Origin of the sequence: Microcoleus sp. Pol12B5 (assembly GCF_036701335.1) — a bacterium.
GTDB lineage: Bacteria > Cyanobacteriota > Cyanobacteriia > Cyanobacteriales > Microcoleaceae > Microcoleus.
In genome coordinates, this window is record NZ_JAUBQQ010000026.1 from 1 (window position 1) to 18,172 (window position 18,172).

The 18,172-nt window shown below is 45.9% G+C and carries 12 protein-coding genes; 4 read left to right on the forward strand and 8 right to left on the reverse strand.

Annotated features, from left to right (window positions below; translation table 11 throughout):
• Nucleotides 1-328 precede the first annotated feature (328 nt).
• Nucleotides 329-2,068 (forward strand): SpoIIE family protein phosphatase, encoded by a 1,740-nt coding sequence (locus tag QUA24_RS13865; protein ID WP_333230391.1) that lies wholly within the window; start codon nucleotides 329-331, stop codon nucleotides 2,066-2,068.
• A 406-nt stretch (nucleotides 2,069-2,474) separates the two neighbouring features.
• On the opposite strand, the gene psb35 is transcribed toward QUA24_RS13865, so the two are convergent.
• Nucleotides 2,475-2,687: a photosystem II assembly protein Psb35 gene (psb35, locus tag QUA24_RS13870; protein WP_333230428.1), complete on the reverse strand. Its 213-nt coding sequence runs from the start codon at nucleotides 2,685-2,687 to the stop codon at nucleotides 2,475-2,477.
• A gap of 211 nt (nucleotides 2,688-2,898) precedes the next feature.
• Between psb35 and QUA24_RS13875 the strand changes: the two genes are divergently transcribed.
• Nucleotides 2,899-5,961, forward strand: a complete 3,063-nt coding sequence (locus QUA24_RS13875; protein ID WP_333230392.1) for a glycerol-3-phosphate acyltransferase — start codon at nucleotides 2,899-2,901, stop codon at nucleotides 5,959-5,961.
• A gap of 198 nt (nucleotides 5,962-6,159) precedes the next feature.
• Here the strand turns inward: QUA24_RS13875 and QUA24_RS13880 are convergent, their stop codons facing one another.
• The 5 genes from QUA24_RS13880 to QUA24_RS13900 all read right to left on the reverse strand — a co-directional run bounded on the left by QUA24_RS13880 (nucleotide 6,160) and on the right by QUA24_RS13900 (nucleotide 15,804).
• The gene (locus tag QUA24_RS13880; RefSeq protein WP_333230393.1) at nucleotides 6,160-8,367 is read right to left on the reverse strand and encodes a S8 family serine peptidase; all 2,208 of its coding nucleotides are present in this window, start codon (nucleotides 8,365-8,367) and stop codon (nucleotides 6,160-6,162) included.
• Nucleotides 8,368-9,176: 809 nt separating this feature from the next.
• Nucleotides 9,177-10,904, reverse strand: a complete 1,728-nt coding sequence (locus tag QUA24_RS13885) for a chemotaxis protein CheB (protein ID WP_333230394.1) — start codon at nucleotides 10,902-10,904, stop codon at nucleotides 9,177-9,179.
• Between the two features lie 319 nt (nucleotides 10,905-11,223).
• Nucleotides 11,224-12,444, reverse strand: coding sequence for an ABC transporter permease (locus tag QUA24_RS13890; RefSeq protein ID WP_333230395.1), 1,221 nt, complete (start codon nucleotides 12,442-12,444; stop codon nucleotides 11,224-11,226).
• A gap of 124 nt (nucleotides 12,445-12,568) precedes the next feature.
• On the reverse strand, nucleotides 12,569-13,786 hold the full coding sequence (locus QUA24_RS13895; RefSeq protein ID WP_333230396.1) for an ABC transporter permease: 1,218 nt from the start codon (nucleotides 13,784-13,786) through the stop codon (nucleotides 12,569-12,571).
• Nucleotides 13,787-13,935: 149 nt separating this feature from the next.
• Nucleotides 13,936-15,804, reverse strand: coding sequence for an efflux RND transporter periplasmic adaptor subunit (locus QUA24_RS13900; protein ID WP_333230397.1), 1,869 nt, complete (start codon nucleotides 15,802-15,804; stop codon nucleotides 13,936-13,938).
• Between the two features lie 252 nt (nucleotides 15,805-16,056).
• On the opposite strand from QUA24_RS13900, the gene QUA24_RS13905 reads away from it, so the two are divergent.
• A complete protein-coding gene (locus tag QUA24_RS13905) occupies nucleotides 16,057-16,242 on the forward strand; it encodes a hypothetical protein (RefSeq protein ID WP_333230398.1) in 186 nt (61 codons plus the stop codon).
• Between the two features lie 80 nt (nucleotides 16,243-16,322).
• Nucleotides 16,323-16,733: a hypothetical protein gene (locus tag QUA24_RS13910; protein WP_333230399.1), complete on the forward strand. Its 411-nt coding sequence runs from the start codon at nucleotides 16,323-16,325 to the stop codon at nucleotides 16,731-16,733.
• A gap of 11 nt (nucleotides 16,734-16,744) precedes the next feature.
• Here the strand turns inward: QUA24_RS13910 and QUA24_RS13915 are convergent, their stop codons facing one another.
• Both QUA24_RS13915 and QUA24_RS13920 read right to left on the reverse strand, forming a co-directional pair.
• Entirely contained in the window at nucleotides 16,745-17,755 is a 1,011-nt protein-coding gene (locus QUA24_RS13915) for an ABC transporter permease (protein WP_333230400.1), read from the reverse strand.
• Nucleotides 17,756-17,764: 9 nt separating this feature from the next.
• Nucleotides 17,765-18,172: phosphotransferase (locus QUA24_RS13920; RefSeq protein ID WP_333230401.1), on the reverse strand; the 408-nt coding region annotated here is incomplete at its 5' end.

Genomic DNA, 18,172 nt, shown 5'->3' on the forward strand with positions numbered 1-18,172 from the left:
CATCATATGAAATTCTAATTAACTCATAATTTTGCCTGGAATATCATTCTACTATGTATTTGTGTAATTAATTCTGTGTAACTACTTATCATTGTCTCTTGGCTTGTGGCAGTCATGGCATCTGGCATCGCCTTCTACAGGTTGCATCGAGGTTTTACACACACGTTCTCTTTGTTAATCCCCGGTATTCTCATGGGTTCTGGCATGGGAAGCCTGCTTTATACAGGCATGGCGGCGATGGGAGTACCTGCCGAAATGCACCATAATTACTGGATTGTGGCACTGTATTTCTAAGTTGCCGTTATTTCTAAATCGATAAGGAAGTCCGATGTACGACTTGACGAGATTCACTTTAAGGGATATGGCGGAATGCGGGTTGGCTCTACGCCAGTTCGGCTTGGGGGTTAAAAGTATGGAAGAGGCGAGTAATAGAATTGTTAGGTATCTTTACGAAAATTTCTGTACTAAGCCAACTGGTGAAAAATCCTGCGCTCTAGTCCGTTTGTTCAAAACTCACGCTTATGAAGACTTAGAAGTCGAAGTTGCCGAGTATGCGCGTAGTGTGTTGGGCGACTATTCCCCTTGGCCTACCATGAAGTGCATGATTCCACTGGCAACGGTAGGAGAACAAACGGAATGGAACTCAAGACACACATCCGTTGGACATAAGGCTATTCCGCTGGCAAGCGAATCTGTAGTCGCTCAGATGCCGATGATCTCACAACTCATCAGACAGCTTGGCTTAGATATAAAAACAGTTATCAACCCTGACCCGAATCTTTTGGTAGAAATCGAGCAGAGGAAATACAACATCTTCTATGTACCTGAAGCGATTGGCAGCCCCTATATTCCCGCCCAGGACTCCTTTGTGATTCCGTTCGGAATCAAGTCTGTATTGGGGTTCGGTGGTCTATTACCTTCAGGAAATATGTTTGCAATTATCCTGTTCTTGAAAGTCCAGATTCCTATTAGCACGGTTCAGATGTTCAGCACTCTGGCGCTGAACGTAAAGACAGCACTGCTGTCCTTCGATCGAGCATCTGTTTTCGCCCAAAAAAAAGATGGATCTGCTAGAGCCTCTAAGCAAATATTCACAAAAAACACTGAGCAGGATATAGCGCAGCTTAAATCCCAGGTAGCGACTTTGAGGCAGTTGCTTGATGTTTTTGATAAATCGATCGTGGTACAATCCGATCGACTCGAGCAAGCCATAGAGCAACTGGCGGAGTCCGCGCAAAAGTTAGATACCCTCAACGAGAGGCTCAAGGAAGACAATCTTCGCATGGGTGCGGAATTGGATATCGTGCGTCAGATGCAGCAGATGATTCTGCCCAATGCTGAGGAATTGGAAATCGACGGACTCGATATTGCCGGATATATGGAGGCAGCCGATGAAGTCGGTGGCGACTACTATGATGTCTTAAACACTTATGGCGTGGTCACTCTGGGCATTGGGGATGTCACTGGACATGGACTTGAAAGCGGTATCTTGATGCTGATGGCGCAAACCGCCGTTCGCACCCTCAAGGAAATCGGCGAAACTGATCCGGTTCGCTTTTTAGATGCGCTCAACCGCACCCTTTACAAAAACGTGCAGCGCATGAAATCTCACAAAAGCCTCACCCTAGGGATTTTAAATTACTCCAAAGGACTCGTCAGTATTAGCGGTCAGCATGAAGAAACAATTATTGTGCGAAACGGTGGGCAGGTTGAACGTATCGATACGATGGATTTAGGTTTTCCCATTGCCCTTGACGATCACATTGCTGAGTTCATCAGCCACATTTCAATTGAGCTACAGCTAGGAGATGGTATCGTGCTATATACCGATGGTATTCCCGAAGCAAAAGACATTAAGAAAAAACAATATGGCGTTGAGCCGATGTGTGAAGTCATCAGCAAAAACTGGCATCTGTCGGCACAAGAAATCAAGCAAGCGGTGATTCACGATGTGCGGCGACATATCGGCAATCAAAAAGTATTTGATGACATCACTTTGTTGGTTTTGAAGCGGACGGAATTAGGCGTAGAAAAAAAGTCACAGCTTCCAGCCACCGCATTGCTTTAGATCCCTCGCCAATACCTTGAAAAAATAAATTTATGACATTAAACTGGAAAATAGTCGTCGGGGCGATCGCCTTAGCAGTCAAATTTACGAAATAGTGATGAGATTTCTCAAACGCAGCCCCCCAAAAGAGGCTGAATCTCAAGAGAACTCAAAAGCTGTAGTCAACTTCTCAATTTCTATGATTAAATCTATCTAATGATATATTGCATTAATGTAAAGAAAGCGCTCGCTGGTGGGATGAGGGATCGATCCATTTATTGACATTAGTGCTTTCGGTCAATTAAAACTCTTCACTAAAAGCCTTTATACATAGCGTAAGGCGCGCCGAGGCGCACCCTACGGGATCGCTCGGCCAGGGTAATTTCTATTCCTCTCAAAGCTTTTTCCAAGCTAAAACAGCTTTATTCTATTTTTTCTTTGACTCAGAAACATCAGCAATCAAATCGTCTTTATCAACTTTCGGTACAAAATCAGGGCGTTCTTTGGATTCCCAACCGGGGGGGCGCTTGGAGTTGTACCAGGCGATCGAGCCGATCGTAACTGCGGCAATAAAGCCAGCAACAAGAACTAGTATTGGAGTCGTCAAGCTGACACTTGATTCCGGCACGGGCTGCTGCATCAGCAGCTCAATCATTACTTGCTTGATGGGTGCAACAACAACTGCTATTGGAGAGGTCAAGCTGATATCCATCATTAGGTTAAATCCTTATCTACTCTACTTTTACATTATCTTAAGTGCTAATGCCGTCTGGTTGATATATCGGAAGACAGAAAATTTGACAGAATTGTCGTCATAATGTTTAGAGGTTGAAAATAGGAGAGCAGATTTTATGCCGTTGGGGACAATAGCATTGCTGTTGGCTGCGAGTTTCAGCCTGGGTGCTTTACCGCTAACGAGATGGGCGGTGCGAGTGTTTAGCCGCCGAGATTTGAGGGCGCTGGGTACGGGGAATGTGGGGGTGTCGGCTGCTTTCCTTCACGGGGGGAAATTAGCGGGAATTGCTGCGGTGTTGGTGGAAATTGCCAGGGGTATTGTGCCGGTTTTGGCGGGGCGATTTTGCTTCCCGGATGCACCTGCGATCGCGATCGTCCTGTTAATTCCTCTAGTTGCGGGCAGATATGCGATCGCCAGAGGTGGAGGCGTGACCAACGCTGTTTGGGGTCTTTTGGTATTTTCGCCGCCGGTGGCTGTATCATCGGGCATTTGGGGGCTGCTGGTGTGGGGTTTTGCACAGCGGTGGTGGGGTGAGGGCGATCGGGCGAGACTCTTTGCTTCCCGTTGCGGGTGTCTGTGTACTCCTATCTGGGTTTGGGTGTGGGGACAATCAATGCCCGAATTTTTAGCAGCAACAGGATTAGCTTTGTTGTTAGCAGCAATAAATTTCAATCAGGGTGATGATATGGCTTTATCTAAATCAGAGCAATTGTTTTCTCTTGATGACTCCTTAGATGCTGCAATCTGCGGTGATAAAGCGGCTAAATTGTCTCAACTCAAACGCGCCGGGTTTAATGTACCTGCTGGTTTTATATTGCCATCGAAGGAAGAAGGAAGAGGGAAAAAGGAAGAAGGAAGAAGAGATGAGGAAAATGCCGATCGACTGTTAATCAGTAATTCTGTAATCCAAAATCTAAAATCCAAAATCCAAAATCGAATGATTGTGCGCTCTTCTGCTGCGGGAGAAGACGGCGATATTAGTTCAGCGGCTGGACAATATCAAACTATTGGCCCTGTTTTCACTGAAGCAGAATTGCTCGACGGCATTAATTGCTGCCGCCAGTCTTATTGGACTTCCGAAGCTATGGCTTACCGCCGACAGCGACAATTACCCGACACCCAAATGGCTGTATTGATCCAGCCTTATATTGACAGCCAATTTGCGGGAGTCATGTTCAGCCGCAATCCTTTAGATGGTGGTTCCCAGGTAATTATAGAAGCTTTACCGGGAGGAGCCGAAGCTGTTGTCGGCGGACAATGTACTCCGGTTCATTTAGAAATTGATTTTAGTCAACCTGAATTATTAGAAAACCAATTAACTGAACTTCAAAGTAATTCAATTATTGCTCAATCGATTTTAGCAGAATTGGTGAAACAAGCCCAAGCGATTGAAGCATTTTTTCACGGAATACCGCAGGATATTGAGTGGAGTTGGGACGGGGAAAAAGTTTGGATTTTGCAAAGTCGCCCAATTACTAATTTGCAGCCGTTTTGGACACGCACTATTGCAGCGGAAGTGATTCCCGGTGCAATTCGCCCGTTAACTTGGTCGATTAATCGGCCGCTCACTTGCGGCGTTTGGGGAGAAATATTCAAGGTGGTTTTGGGCGATCGCGCGATCGGCTTAAACTTTAATGAAACGGCAACTTTGCTAGGTTCTCACGCCTATTTTAATGCGACTTTGTTGGGCGAAATTTTTCGGATGATGGGATTGCCGGAGCAGGGTTTGGAATTTTTGCTCAGAGGGCAAAAGATGGGCAAGCCGCCTTTGGGGAAGATTTTGCCAAATTTGCCTGGTTTGTGGCGTCTGGTGCAGCGGGAGAGGGCGCTCAATGCAGAATTTAAGGGTGATCGTAGTTCTATTTTCCTCCCGGTACTGCAAAGTCTGGAGAAGGAAGAGGGAAGTTCGGCAGCGAATTCTGTAACGGATGTAACGGATGTCAGTCCGATGTCCGTCGGAAGAGGGAAGAAGGAAGAAGGAAGAGGGAAGAAGGAAGAGGGAAGAGGGAAGAGGGAAGAAGAAATATTAATGCCCAATGCCCAATTCCCAATGCCCAATTATCAATATTTGTTGGAATTGTTAGACAGATCGGAGCAAATTCAGGAGTGGCTGAAACCGATTACTTACTACAATATATTAGGGCCGATAGGGCTGGCTATTCGCAAGGCCATTTTTCGCGTTAATGATGACTGGCTGGCTAATGACAGTGCTCCTGAAATTGCTTCGGTGCGATCTTTACAGCAGTTGGCTCAGAAATTGCGGCAAGCTGCTTTTTCGCAACCTGACAAAACTATTTCAGTCGCAGATTTAGCACAGACATTTGCGGAAACTCCGGCTTTACAAGCAGATTTTGAAAAGTGGCTTGATATTTACGGATATTTGAGCGAGGTGGGAACGGATATCTCTGTTCCTACTTGGCGAGAACAACCGGAAATTTATCAAAAGTTGCTAATAACTATGGCTCAAAAAGCCGAAACTAATTTAGTTGAAAAACGTGAAATAGAATTGAGTTTTTCGCAGAAGTTGCGATTAAATAAATGTCAAGAAAGAACTCTTGTTAAAAACCAAATTAGCGAAATTTACGCGCGGTTGTTGGCTCACCTGCGCTGGACTTTTTTGGAGATGGAAGCTTGCGGATTGGCAATGCAGGTGTTTCAGAAAAGCGGGGATATTTTTTATCTGGAATTTGGGGAAATTCAGCAGTGGATTCGTAGTGGTGCGAGTGTTTCATTTCAGGATACAATTAGGGAAAGGCGCGATCGCCTGGTAGCCGATCGCGATCGCCCGATTCCCCCTGTAGTCTACGGCAATTTGCTGCCAAATTCTCAGAAAAGGGCGATCGACTCCGCAACATCGGTAACTAATATCCTCCAGGGAATTCCGGCGAGTATTGGCCGTGTCGAAGGCTTTGTCAAGATTTGCCGCACCGCGAGCACAGATTTAGGAGAAAATGCGATCGCAGTAGTCCCCTACACCGATGCAGGGTGGGCACCGCTGCTATTAGGAGCAACAGCAATTATCGCCGAAGTTGGTGGCCAACTATCTCACGGAGCAATAATCGCTCGCGAGTACAAAATTCCCGCAGTCATGAATATTTCTGAAGCTACAACTCGCTTGCGAGACGGTCAAAAAGTCCGAGTAGATGGGTATCTCGGCACTGTAGAATTGCTCGAATAAACCGGAAGAACAGTGTAAAAACTTGTTTGTAGTAACGTGAGTTTGACCGTCAGGCGATCGCCCTGGTAAACTCAAAGTGCGATCGGCATTTGTCACTCAACTTTAACTAAAGTGTAAGTAGTTGCATAAAAATAATGTACATCTTCAAAACCCCAGTTTCTTGGAGAAACCGGGGTTCAAGAAATTACCCAGTAGTTGTTAATTAGTCTCACGAACTTCCGGGGTAATTCCTTCAGGTTTTGCTGTTCTAGTCAGAAATTCCAAAATTTCGTCAGGAGTTAGGTTTGGATTCGCCTGAAGCATTAGAGCAACTACACCTGCAACATAGGGAGCAGCCATAGACGTTCCCGGCAGGAAGCCATAACCTACGTTTCCCGGCGTAATTGGAATTGTAGATAAGACTTCACGGCCGGGAGCAACCACGAAATTTGTTGGTATCGAACCAGCAGGATTGGAAAAAACTGTTACCTGTTTGCCTGGAAAACTTGTTACTGCTCCGACAGCTATTCCCAAATTATCGAAAGCATAAAATGCTGGAAAATTTGGTTCGCTAGGGTTGAATTTGTCCCTGTCATTTCCCGCTGACATCACCACAAAAACTCCTTTTTCCTTAGCATCTTCTAAGGCTTTCCGTAGATTTGGATCGAGGAACTTTGCTCCGCCTAAACTCATATTAATCACATCTGCGCCATTGTTTACCGCATAGCGAATGCCGTCAATAAGATTTGGAACAGATACATCACCTCCAACACTTCCGACCCTAATCGGCATAATCTGAGAATCATAAGCGACCCCATTCATTTCCAGTGTAGGATTGGGAGAATTGATGTCAATTCCATTTCTTTTAGCCCCAATGATTCCTGCTACGTGAGTTCCGTGAAACCCAAGCTGATCGTTTGAATCTGGGGAGACAGTAGCATCGCCATCTACAAAATCCCACCCATTTACATCATCAGTTTTTTCGTTGAGATCGTCATCAATACCATTCCCCGGAATTTCTTTAGGATTCCGCCAGATATTGCTCTGTAAATCGAGATGACTCAAGTCAACGCCACTATCCAGTACCGCAACCACCACACCTTTACCCGTGTATCCTGCTTTCCAGGCTGGGGCAGCATTGAGGAGGTTTAAGTCTCCTATGTTATTCAATTTAGCAGCACTGGTGAGCGGGTTAGCAGCATCCAACTGCGGTTTACCAGTGGCAGCCGCAACTGCCGCTGCTGCATCCACCAGTCCGTAGCCAAACAAGCTGTTGAACTTATCTGTTGCCGGTGCAGCTAAGATGCTGAGGTTGTAGGGTGTGCTGCCTACAAAAGGGTTGACGCCGAGATAATAAGTACCTGCTGATAAACCCCTAAAGAAAATTTCCTCTGAATTGTTGCCTTGCTGTTGAGGAACGCCAAGAATTTCACCAAAATCAACCTTGTTGTTATTGTTGACATCTTGAAACAGCATTAAATCCGCATCTGTACCTGTCCACATTCCCCGCAAGTTGACTTGAAGGTTGCTGGGCTGTGGGAGATCAAATTTGTAGAGTTTCGCAGGTTGGTTCTCATCAACAAAGCCATCCCCCGAACCCTTGACTCCGCTGCTGAATGTACCAAGAAAAGTAACTTGATTCAGCAAAACCTGAATTGGCTTGAAAGTTATATTCAGGTTGTAGCTGGTGTTAGCTCCCCGTACACCTTGTCGAACTAAGACAGAGTATGTACTTGGTAAAGAAAACCGACTTATCATTACTTCTGGCTCAATTCCCAAATTCTGGGAGTCATAGATTTCCTCTGGACTCAGGCTACCATCTTGATTAGCATCCCTCGCAAACCGTAAATCAGCGTCCGCACTTAAACCATTGAGTTCTAATGTGATACTACTGGGTGTGTCAGTGGTGAAAGTGTAAATATCTTGGAAGTTGTTTTCACCTACGAAGCCATTCAGCCTAATTGAATTTTTCAGAGTACCCAGGTCTGTTAATCCTACTGCTGCTTTTCGTTCGGTTTGGGGTACAAAAGAGTCATTGCCACTACCACCAATTAGCGTGTCTCCACCCACATTGCTAACCGAACTATCTTGGTCATCAGAACCTGTAAGTATGTCGCTGCCTTGACTACCGTGCAGCGAGTCTGTTCCTTGACCTCCAACGAGGGTATTGTTCCCAAAGTTGCCAGAGATGAAGTCATCAAAGTTCCCGCCCAATAGAGAATCGTTACCGCTACCTCCTAACAGGAAATTCTGACCGCCACCGCCATCGCTCGATTCTGGAGATACCGAACCAATCACAGTATGATTACCTTGTAAAGCCCGCAGTCCTCCGCTGATGGGATTTAAAAGTCCTGGGGTTAGCCTGAAGGAATCAGAATTGGGAGTTAGATCTAAAAAATTACCGTCACTGCTGGAACTACTCATCATCAGATGCTCCTGGTCAGCTCAATAGGTATATCTTATCTATGGAAAAAGTTTCAACCATGAAATCGCAAAGTTTTTTAATAATACTCAAAGAAAATTCTTAGGACTCAGGCAACAATCCTATGGATAGGTTTAACCCCACATCTTGCACCATTCTCAAGAACAGGCAAGATGCCCGTTCCAGAAAGAGTAGATTTTCTTGTAAAACAGGCATCTTGCCTGTTCCTAAAAGGCTAATTGAGAATGGTGCAAGATATAAGTTTAACCCCACATTCCGCAGGTCTTAACATTAATTGGGGATTTATTGGTAAGAGATGGCTGTAATTCTTTTTCTACAAACCGAACGCTGATATGTAGAAAAATGAGTTTTTATTAAGGAGTGTTTCTGGTTGCTCGATAGTCATTAATTATCGAGAATATGTTGGAATTAAATTTCTAGAATGATGTTTGATCGTCAACATATTTTTGACTATGTTAAGAACTGCATAATGTGGGTTTAACGACGGGTAATTGCCCTAAAAAACTCTATATAACGCAAGTTCGAAGCGGACGAGTGCAACGGTCAATATAGAGGGTTTCTGAAGGTGAGTTCGACGGCGGAAATCCGAATTAATTAAAAGTGTAAATAGGAGCCTCTATGTCATACATAGATAGCTTTTGATCCTGGTATGTATACGCAATTAGACTTGCTACTAAATTCACCATAAAATTAGCAACGTTGCGAGGGTAGTAAGGAGTTTTTTTATGAAAAAGTAAAAACTAGAGTGAGGACTTCAGTCCTCACTACAAAACTATCGGGAACTGCTACTTTCCTACACTAAGAAATTCTGGACAACATAGTTCCCCACATTTCTACCCGCACTCAAGCCATTTACGTTAGCACTCATGAAATGGATGCCTCCGTAAATGCGACTCATGCCCGATTCGTCGGCCGCTTCGCTGAAGTTCTGGTAGGTTCGCAAACTGTTGACAGATTGATCTCCCCGATCGGCAAAGCCGTAATCCGAACCAAATATAGAACTCATAACGGCATCGGCTGCACCGCTAAAGGTACTGTGACCAGACGTGTACTCAGGGAACGGCGGAGTAGTTATCAGCGGAGTCCATAGGGGGTCGGCTGTCGTGTTGGGATTGTTGTCTGTGTCTGCTTGGCGAATAGCTGTCACCGGCCGCCACAAGTTGTACTCATACTTGGTATCCCAGCAACTAATAGCTGCATCGGCGAGAGCAATATTCAGCATGGCAAACAAGCGGGCGCTATCTTCCAGGGATGTGGCGGTGAGAGTTGCTGTTTCTTCGGCGATTTGATTCCAGTGGCCCGGAGGCGTAAACGTCCCAGCGCCGTTAGCCCAGAATTTGGCGATCGCAGTTTGGTCTGGGGTGCGGGTGAGGCTGTCACTTTTACCGATTTCTTTGACGTAGTTCACTTCCTCTGCGTACTTGGCGCTGTCAAGGGCGGGCGGGCCTGCCGGGCGGAACTGAGAACCGCTAGTCATGGCAAAGGGAGTAACTTCTCCCCACTGTGGCGCCAGCGCGGCGGCAAGGGCAGGGGGAGTCGGCACCCAACTACCGGGGTCGGTTTTGGGGGTGTACTGCACTACTTGCGTGATGCCGTCTGTACTCCGCGAACTGATAATTTGCTCAGCAACTTGCTGTCCGAGGGCAATCCCGTCTTCTTTAGCTTTGCCATCGGTAATTTTAGCTAAAGACGATGCGTATACTTCGTTGAATGTGGCTGCTTGCGCTGGGTAGAGGCTGACTAGGGTGCGGTGGGCTGCGGCTGCTGTGGCGGCTTCTGCTGATGTGCCTGCTGGTGCATCTATGTTGACCTGGTAATGGCTGTATTTTTTGCTGATCGAGTTAACAGCATCGTGAATGGCTGCGTGAACCATTGCCATGTTGCGGGAGGCGAGGGGAGGCGCGGTGTTGCCTGTCCGCACTGCATTCAGCATGACTCCGTTCCACTCAATGACAGGGTTTCCCGATAGCTGACTTGTGAATTGGTCGCGGTTGATTGTGTTGCTGTTGACTCCCGCCAATACTACTAAATACTCGCCCGTGAGTTTGTCTTGAATTATAGTGCTGTTGCTGTTGGCGCCGGTGCCTTGCTGGATGTTTAAATCTTCAAAGCTGAGGCCGTCTAGCAATCGAATTTTGTCATTGCCGTTGGCGAAGTCGGCGATGTAGTCGGCGACAGCTACAGTTGGGCCGCCACTGCCTTTAGCAATGGCAAATATATCATCGCCTGTGCCACCGCTGATGGTATCGCTACCTACGCCTGCGTAGATGAGATCGTTGCCGGAATCGCCACCAATTAGGTCGCTGCCTTTGCCTCCCCAGAGGATGTCATTGTCTGCACCACCAAGAATCGTATCGTTACCTTGGTCGCCGCAGATTTTGTCTTTGCCTACATCGCCTTCTAGATAATCGTCTCCGCTGTTGGCATAAATTATGTCGTTGCCATCCAATCCGTTAAATCTGTCTGGTTGGGTGGTTCCTTCAAGATAGTCAAATTTAGGACTAGGGGTGAGGGATGCCATGTTTCTTTATTGGATATTTTGATTAAAGCCCAAAGGTTAGTACCGTCTGTAGATGCTTAGGTGTGTTTACCCCTGATTTAATAATATTAAACTTTCTGGTTGATAAGTAAACGCCACAACCAAGCTTTATTTAATATTTAACGGGCTTTTTATGAAGTTGGGCGCTTTGAATTTGCGTAAAAATACAGATATTAAAACTGCATTAGATACTGCAACGTTGTTAATTCTTTATAAAAAAACGGTTTTTTTATCTTTAGAGCAAGATAATTTTTACCAGCATAAAAGGTGCGGATTGTGTAACTAAATAAGTATATGTTGATTAAGCACTTCTCAAAGCTGCGATCGGGTCGAGTTTGGCGGCTTGGCGGGCGGGGACAACGCCGAAGAAGAGACCAACTGCACCGGATACACTGACCGCAAGGGCGATCGCCACGGGTGATATTCCAGCTTGCAATGGAGTGAAATTACCTACAAGCAAGATACCACCAACACCTACGCAAGTACCGACTATCCCTCCGGCAGCAGATAAAATCACAGCTTCGACAATAAATTGAAATAAGATATCTTGGTGGGAGGCGCCGATCGCCTTTCTGAGCCCGATTTCCTGAGTGCGTTCGCTGACGGACACCAGCATAATGTTCATAATCCCAATGCCACCGACTAATAGGGAAATGCTGGCAACAGCAGTTAACATCAGAGTCAAAGCGCCGGAAATTGCCCCCATTCTTGCCATTAAATCCTTCTGATTTCTGACAGTAAAGTCATCTTCGGTAGTAATTTTGTGCCGCAATCTCAGCAAGTTTTCCACCTGAAATTGCGCCGCGTCCATTTGCAATTCATCTTTAATCGAAATAAATATCGACGTGACAGCTAAACCATAGGGAGATTTGCCCCCGACTATGCGATTGGCCATTGTGGCGAGCGGCACAGCGGCGGAATTATCAAAATTCGTACCAAAAGATGTGCCTTTGGGCGCCAATACTCCAATTACTTTGAGGCTGACATTTTGGATACGCACCTGTTCGCCCAAGGGATTTGTATTGCCAAAAAGTTTCTCCGCTAATTCTGAGCCTAGAACCACAACTTGGTTACTTTGCTTAACATCGAGTTCGGTCAAAAACCGCCCTTTTGCCATTTCAAAGCTTCTGACTTCTAGAAATTCGGGAATCGTGCCAAAAATTAGAGCCGAAACATTTTTGTTGCTGTAGCGAACAATCTCTGAACTGTTAAGTTCTGCTGACACGCCTTGAACGGATGGGACTTGAGTTGCGATCGCCTTTGCGTCTGGCAGTACGAGAGTCTGAGGCGCACTTGAGATGGTACTTCGCCTAGCGTTCGGTACTCCCGGCCTGACGATTAATACGTTTGTACCCAGGGATTGAACTTGTCCTGCTACAAATTTTTGAGCTCCTTCTCCAATTCCAATCATGGCAATTACTGAAGCGTTGCCGACAATCATGCCAATCATTGTTAAACTGCTGCGAGTTTTGTTGGCTAGTAGTGTTTGACCGGCCATTTTGACGCTTTCAATGAAATTCATACTTTGTTATGAGTTATTAATTATGAGTTATTTTTATAACAGCAAACAGTCAACCGTCAACCGTCAACAGCAAACAGTCAACAGTCAACCGTCAACAGCAAACAGTCAACAGTCAACAAACTAATTAAGCACTTCTCAATGCCACAATCGGGTCTAATTTAGCAGCTTGTTTTGCAGGTACGATGCCAAAAAATAAGCCGATGCTGCCGGAAACACCGACTGCAAGTGCGATCGCCATTGGGGAAACACTAGCTTGCAGGGGAGTAAAAGCAGCGACTACAAGCACGCCACCGATACCGAATCCAGTGCCGATCGCCCCGCCTGCTGCTGACAAAATCACAGACTCGATCATAAATTGAATCAGGATATCTTGCTGAGATGCCCCGATCGCCTTTCTCAATCCAATTTCTTTGGTGCGTTCGGTAACAGAAACCAGCATGATATTCATAATCCCGATGCCGCCTACAAACAGCGAGATTGCCGCCACGAAAGCTAACATCAACGTCAAAGCACCAGTAATACTGCCCAAAGTATTCATTAAATCTTTCTGGTTACGAACAGTAAAATCGTCTTCTTTAGTAATTTTGTGCCGCAACCTGAGCAAGTTTTCTATTTGAAATTGGGCTGCTTGCATCATAGTTTCATCTTTGATAGCAACAGAAATAAATGTTACTTTTGTACCGTAGGGAGACGATCGACCAACAATTCTATTTGCCATTGTTGTCAGCGGCAAATAAACATTCATATCTTGATTGTCTCCAAAACTTGAGCCTTTAGCCTGCATGATACCAATCACTTGAAAACTCGAGTTTTTAATGCGAATGTATTGACCAATTGGCTGTGTATTGCCAAACAATTGTTCGGCAGCTTCCGATCCTAAAGCAACCACATTTTCTTGTCTTTCTAAATCTAATTTGTTTAAAAATCGACCTTGACCAACATCAAAGCTTCTGACTGTCAGAAATTCTGGGGTAGTTCCGACAATGGAAGATGAGACATTTTTGTTGCGGTAGGTAACCAGTTGACTGTCATTGAGAGTTGGTGCGACTTCTTGGACAGAAGGAACTTGAGATGCGATCGCCTCTGCATCTTCCACTACTAAAGTCTGAGGTGGAATCACCGGGCGGCTTTGCGCTTCAGGACTTCCGGGAATAATAAATAGCAAGTTTGAACCCAGAGAGTTAACCTGTCCTTCGATAAATGTTTGAGCTCCTTCTCCGATACCGATCATCGAAATGACAGAAGCATTGCCTATGATAATTCCTAACATCGTCAAGGTGCTGCGAAGCTTGTTTGCCATCAAAGTTGTGACGGCCATTTTGACGCTTTCAACAATATCCATAATTTTTAGAAGGAAGAAGGAAGAGGGAAGAAGGAAGAGGGAAGAGGGAAGAGGGAAGAGGGAAAAAGGAGCAATCATGAAATAACAAATAACAAACAACCAATTTGCCATTCACAATTCGTAATGCCCTCGGCCCTCGGCCCCATGCCCTATTTCTGATTCTTGATAATATCCTCTAATTTTTTACCTTGAGGAAGTTCCGTAAAAACGCGATCGCCCGCTTTTGCACCCTCTAAAATCTGAATCTTGTTACCAATAGTCGAGCCAACCGTAACAGGCTTAAACTTCGGCTGCTGTTTCTCATCGGGAACTAGCACACCCGTTTGACCTTTATTAGTCACAATTGCTACCGTCGGCACAACTAAAGCATTGCTCAGCTTTTGACCGACAAATCTCAAATCTACATTCATCCCTGATTGCAGCGAGTCTTTGCCGGTATCAATGGCAACTCGCACTTGAAATAGCGTCACATCCCGTTCCTTAACTGCTTCAGGTGCAATTAACTTAACGCGACCTTTAAACACTTTATCTGGATAAGCATCGGCGACTATTTCAACTTCTTGCCCCGGTTTAATTTGACTGATATCAGCCTCCGGGACTTTCGCCAAAACTTCCACATCTCTAGCTAAAGCGACAATCGATGTCGAAGTTGCCGAAGTAGCTTCCGAGGCGGAAGTTGCGGGAGTTACAAAAGCTCCTTGGATGGCGTATCTTTGGGTAATAATTCCCGCAAAAGGAGCGCGAACTTTCGTATCTTCTAACTGCACTTCTTGAAAGCGAACTTGAGCTTGAGCTTCCTCTAATTCAGCTTTAGCTTGAGCTATTTCTTCGGGGCGAGAACCGTTTTCTTGTGCGTTCAATTGACTTTTGGCTTCAGCAACTGCTGCTTCGGCTTTGGCGATTTCTTCTGGACGGTTGCCGTTTTCTAGCTGCGCTAATTTGCTTCTAGCTTCGGCAACTTCTGCTTCAGCTCTGGCAATTTCTTCCGATCGCGTGCCGTTTTGCAATTGATTCAATGCTTGCTGCTCGACTTGCACAGCAGCTTGCAGTTGCTGAATTTGGGACTCCCGACTTTCTTGCAGTTGTTGCAGGCGTTTTTGAGATTCTATTAATTTAGCTTGAGCAGTACGATTTTCTTTAATTAATTCATCAAGTTTATCTTTAGCCAGAGCACCTTCTTCAACTAAAGGTCGATTGCGTTCCACCCGTTGAGCTGTTAGTTCGGCTTGGGCTTTACTCGAGTCAATTTGCGTTTGTGCTTGGGCAATTTCTTGTTTTACACTGCCGGTTTGAGCATCTGCTAAACGAGCTTGAGCTTGGGCTAAACGAGCTCGCCCTTGGCTGACTTCTTCTACGCGGCTGCCGGCTCGCAGTCGCTGCAACCCTGCTTGAGTTTGCTGCAAGCGAGCTCTGGCTCCTGCCACTTCTTCAACGCGGCTGCCGGCTTGGACTTGCGCGAGACTGGCCTCGGCTTGCTCTAAGCGCGCTCGGGCGCTGGCGATGTCTTCCGATCGATTCCCGGCTTCAATTTTGGCAAGTTTTGCTCGCACGCTGGCTTCCCGGGCTTTAGCTTGAGCTAGTTGAGCTTCTACATCGCGGCTTTCCATACGCGCCACGATTTGTCCTGCTTCGACTTTATCACCCTGTTCGACAAATAATTCTGCGATCCGGCCGGAGCCTTTAGGGCTGAGATTCACGCGCTGTACGGGCTGCACCGTCCCGCTGGAGGTGATCCGCACCGTGAGGTTTTGCGCTTCCACCGGCACTGTCATAGTGGCGATCGCATCTACTTTCGGCTGCGATCGACTTTTTGCTATATATATTGTGGTCGGTACAGCTAGCAACCCGGCTGCAACCAACCCAATCGCCCACCGCTGCGGTTTGCGCGCGGGTTTCTTCGGAGACTGCTTTTGGGCGGTTTTTTTATCTGCAATTTTGGTCTCTGCGGCCTTGGTGTCTACAGTCTGAGTATCTTCCACCTTGACCTGAGCAGTTTCCTTTTTAGGGCTAACGATCATACCGACTCACCTAATTTAATCTCAGGATTACCTTAAAGGTAAAATTTTTGCTGATGCTTGGCATCGTCTTTCAGACTCATCCGATCGGGTGATTTATAAAAAGTTCCCCAACCAGCACCTGTAAACAATTATAGCTAATCTTTGCAAGTTATTAAAAAATGTTAAGTTTTTTCAGCCAAAAGAGGTGGATCTAAACAAAATCGCTCCTGGCTGCTGGCAAATAAAAATATATTTTAATAAAAAATATCATTTTTGGGATCGAGAAGCGCGATCCTCAGCAGCAACAAAGGCGGATCTGGCAGCGGGCGATCGACTACAGTAGGTCATTGCGGACTCGTGTTAGCGATCGCAGCGCGATCTGCCAGTGCGAATCTCGCAACGGCACAGTATGGACACACTTATTCTCATAAACCCGGTTTCACGGGTAGCGGTGCGTAAGTCCTGAATACATATCCGCCCGGTGTCCACAACAGGTTAAAATATTTTCCAAATCCCCTTAAAAATGGAAAATCAAAATAATGAATCGTCCTCAAAGCGTTACAGTTCTGGCAATCTTGCAGCTAATTAGTGGCGTATTCAGCCTGCTTGACGGCTTGTTCATCTTACTTTTTGCTGGCATTTTTGGCGGTATCGGTGCGGCTGTCGGCGGGGCGAAAGTTGGCACTGTAATCGGCGGCTTCATTGCAATTTTTGCGGGAATCAGTTTTATTTTAGGCCTCCTCTCCTTACTCTTAACTTGGGGTTTGTTTCAACTCAAAAATTGGGCTTGGACTGGAACATTAATTGTCCATATCATCGCCACCACCGCGCAAATTGCCAAAATGTTGGGCAGCGGCGGTACAGCAGTCAATTTTTTAACTCTGGGTTTTGCAGTAGCTAGCATTTACTACCTGCTGCGGCCGGATGTTAAACAAGCATTTCGTGTTTGATTTCCTTTTAATTAACGGTACTGAATTCTGGGATCTAAAAAAGCATAGGAAATATCAACCGCCAGATTAATCAGTACAAAAGTTACAGCCACAAAAATTACTCCTCCTTGGACTATTGGGTAATCCCGTGTCAGAATACCACTATAAATCCAAGAACCAATTCCCGGCCAGGAAAAAATCGTTTCAGTCAGAATAGCGCCGCCTAAAAGAGTGCCGAACTGCAAACCGATAGTTGTGACGATCGGCAAAAAGGCATTTTTCAAAGCGTGTTTCAAAATCACCCAATATTCCGGTAATCCTTTCGCCCTCGCAGTGCGGATGTAATCTTGAGAAAGCACTTCCAGCATTGCAGAACGAGTGATGCGAGCTATAATCGCCAGGGGAATAGTTCCTAAAGTCAAAGCTGGCAGGATTAAATGGGCGATCGCATCCCGCAAAGCCGCCACATCCCATCTCAGCAACCCATCCAAAACATAAATACCCGTAATCGACTTAAAACCAAACCCCAAATCTACACTAATGCGCCCGCTAGGAGGCAGCCATTTCAGATAAACAGCAAACAAATAAATCAAAATCAATCCCAACCAATACACCGGCAAAGATACGCCAATTAACGAACCGCTCATCGCGAGATTGTCCAGCCAGCTATTTTTCCGAACCGCCGCCACAATTCCCGCCGGAATTCCGATAACCAGTGCCACCAACATCGCCACCACAGACAGTTCAAAAGTAGCAGGCCAGCGACTTGTAATTTCATCAATTATGGGAATACCGCTAATAATACTATTTCCCAAATCGAAGCAGATCAAACTCCATAAAAAAGCAAAATATTGCAAAGGCAAAGGCTGATTCAGACCCAACCTTGCTCTCAAAATTTCCACTTGTTCGGGAGTTCCACGTTCTCCCAAAAGCACTGTAGCTGGGTCTCCCGGTATCAAATGCAAAAATATAAATACTAGCAGAGTGATTCCGAAAAGGACTGGCAAGAGTCCCAGCAAACGTTTAACAATATATTGAAACATCAGTTGAGTTCATTCACCTTGCAAATTTGCCAAAATCCGATCAACCGTTTCTTCTACCGTTAGATTGGTTGAATCCAGCCAGTAGCCAAGGCGAGGAGTTTCGGTACGGAGAATGCGATCGAATGCATAAACCATTGTTTCGTTGGCATATCCGGTTTTCGTTCTTGCTGCATCCCGTGCAGCTACAACTTCTGCCTTCGGGCACAGAACGATCGCGGACAACGGCACATCGTCGAAAGTGGCAAGTACCTCAGCCAGTGCCGAACCAATGATTATATCTTGATAAACGACCGTAAAACCAGCCTGGAGATAGTGTCGCGCTGCCATTGCTGCCAGGTGATACCGCAGTTGAAGCTGCTGATATGCCTCTGCTGACAAATTTAACGCCATTTGGGCCTGTCCATTCACAATCATGCG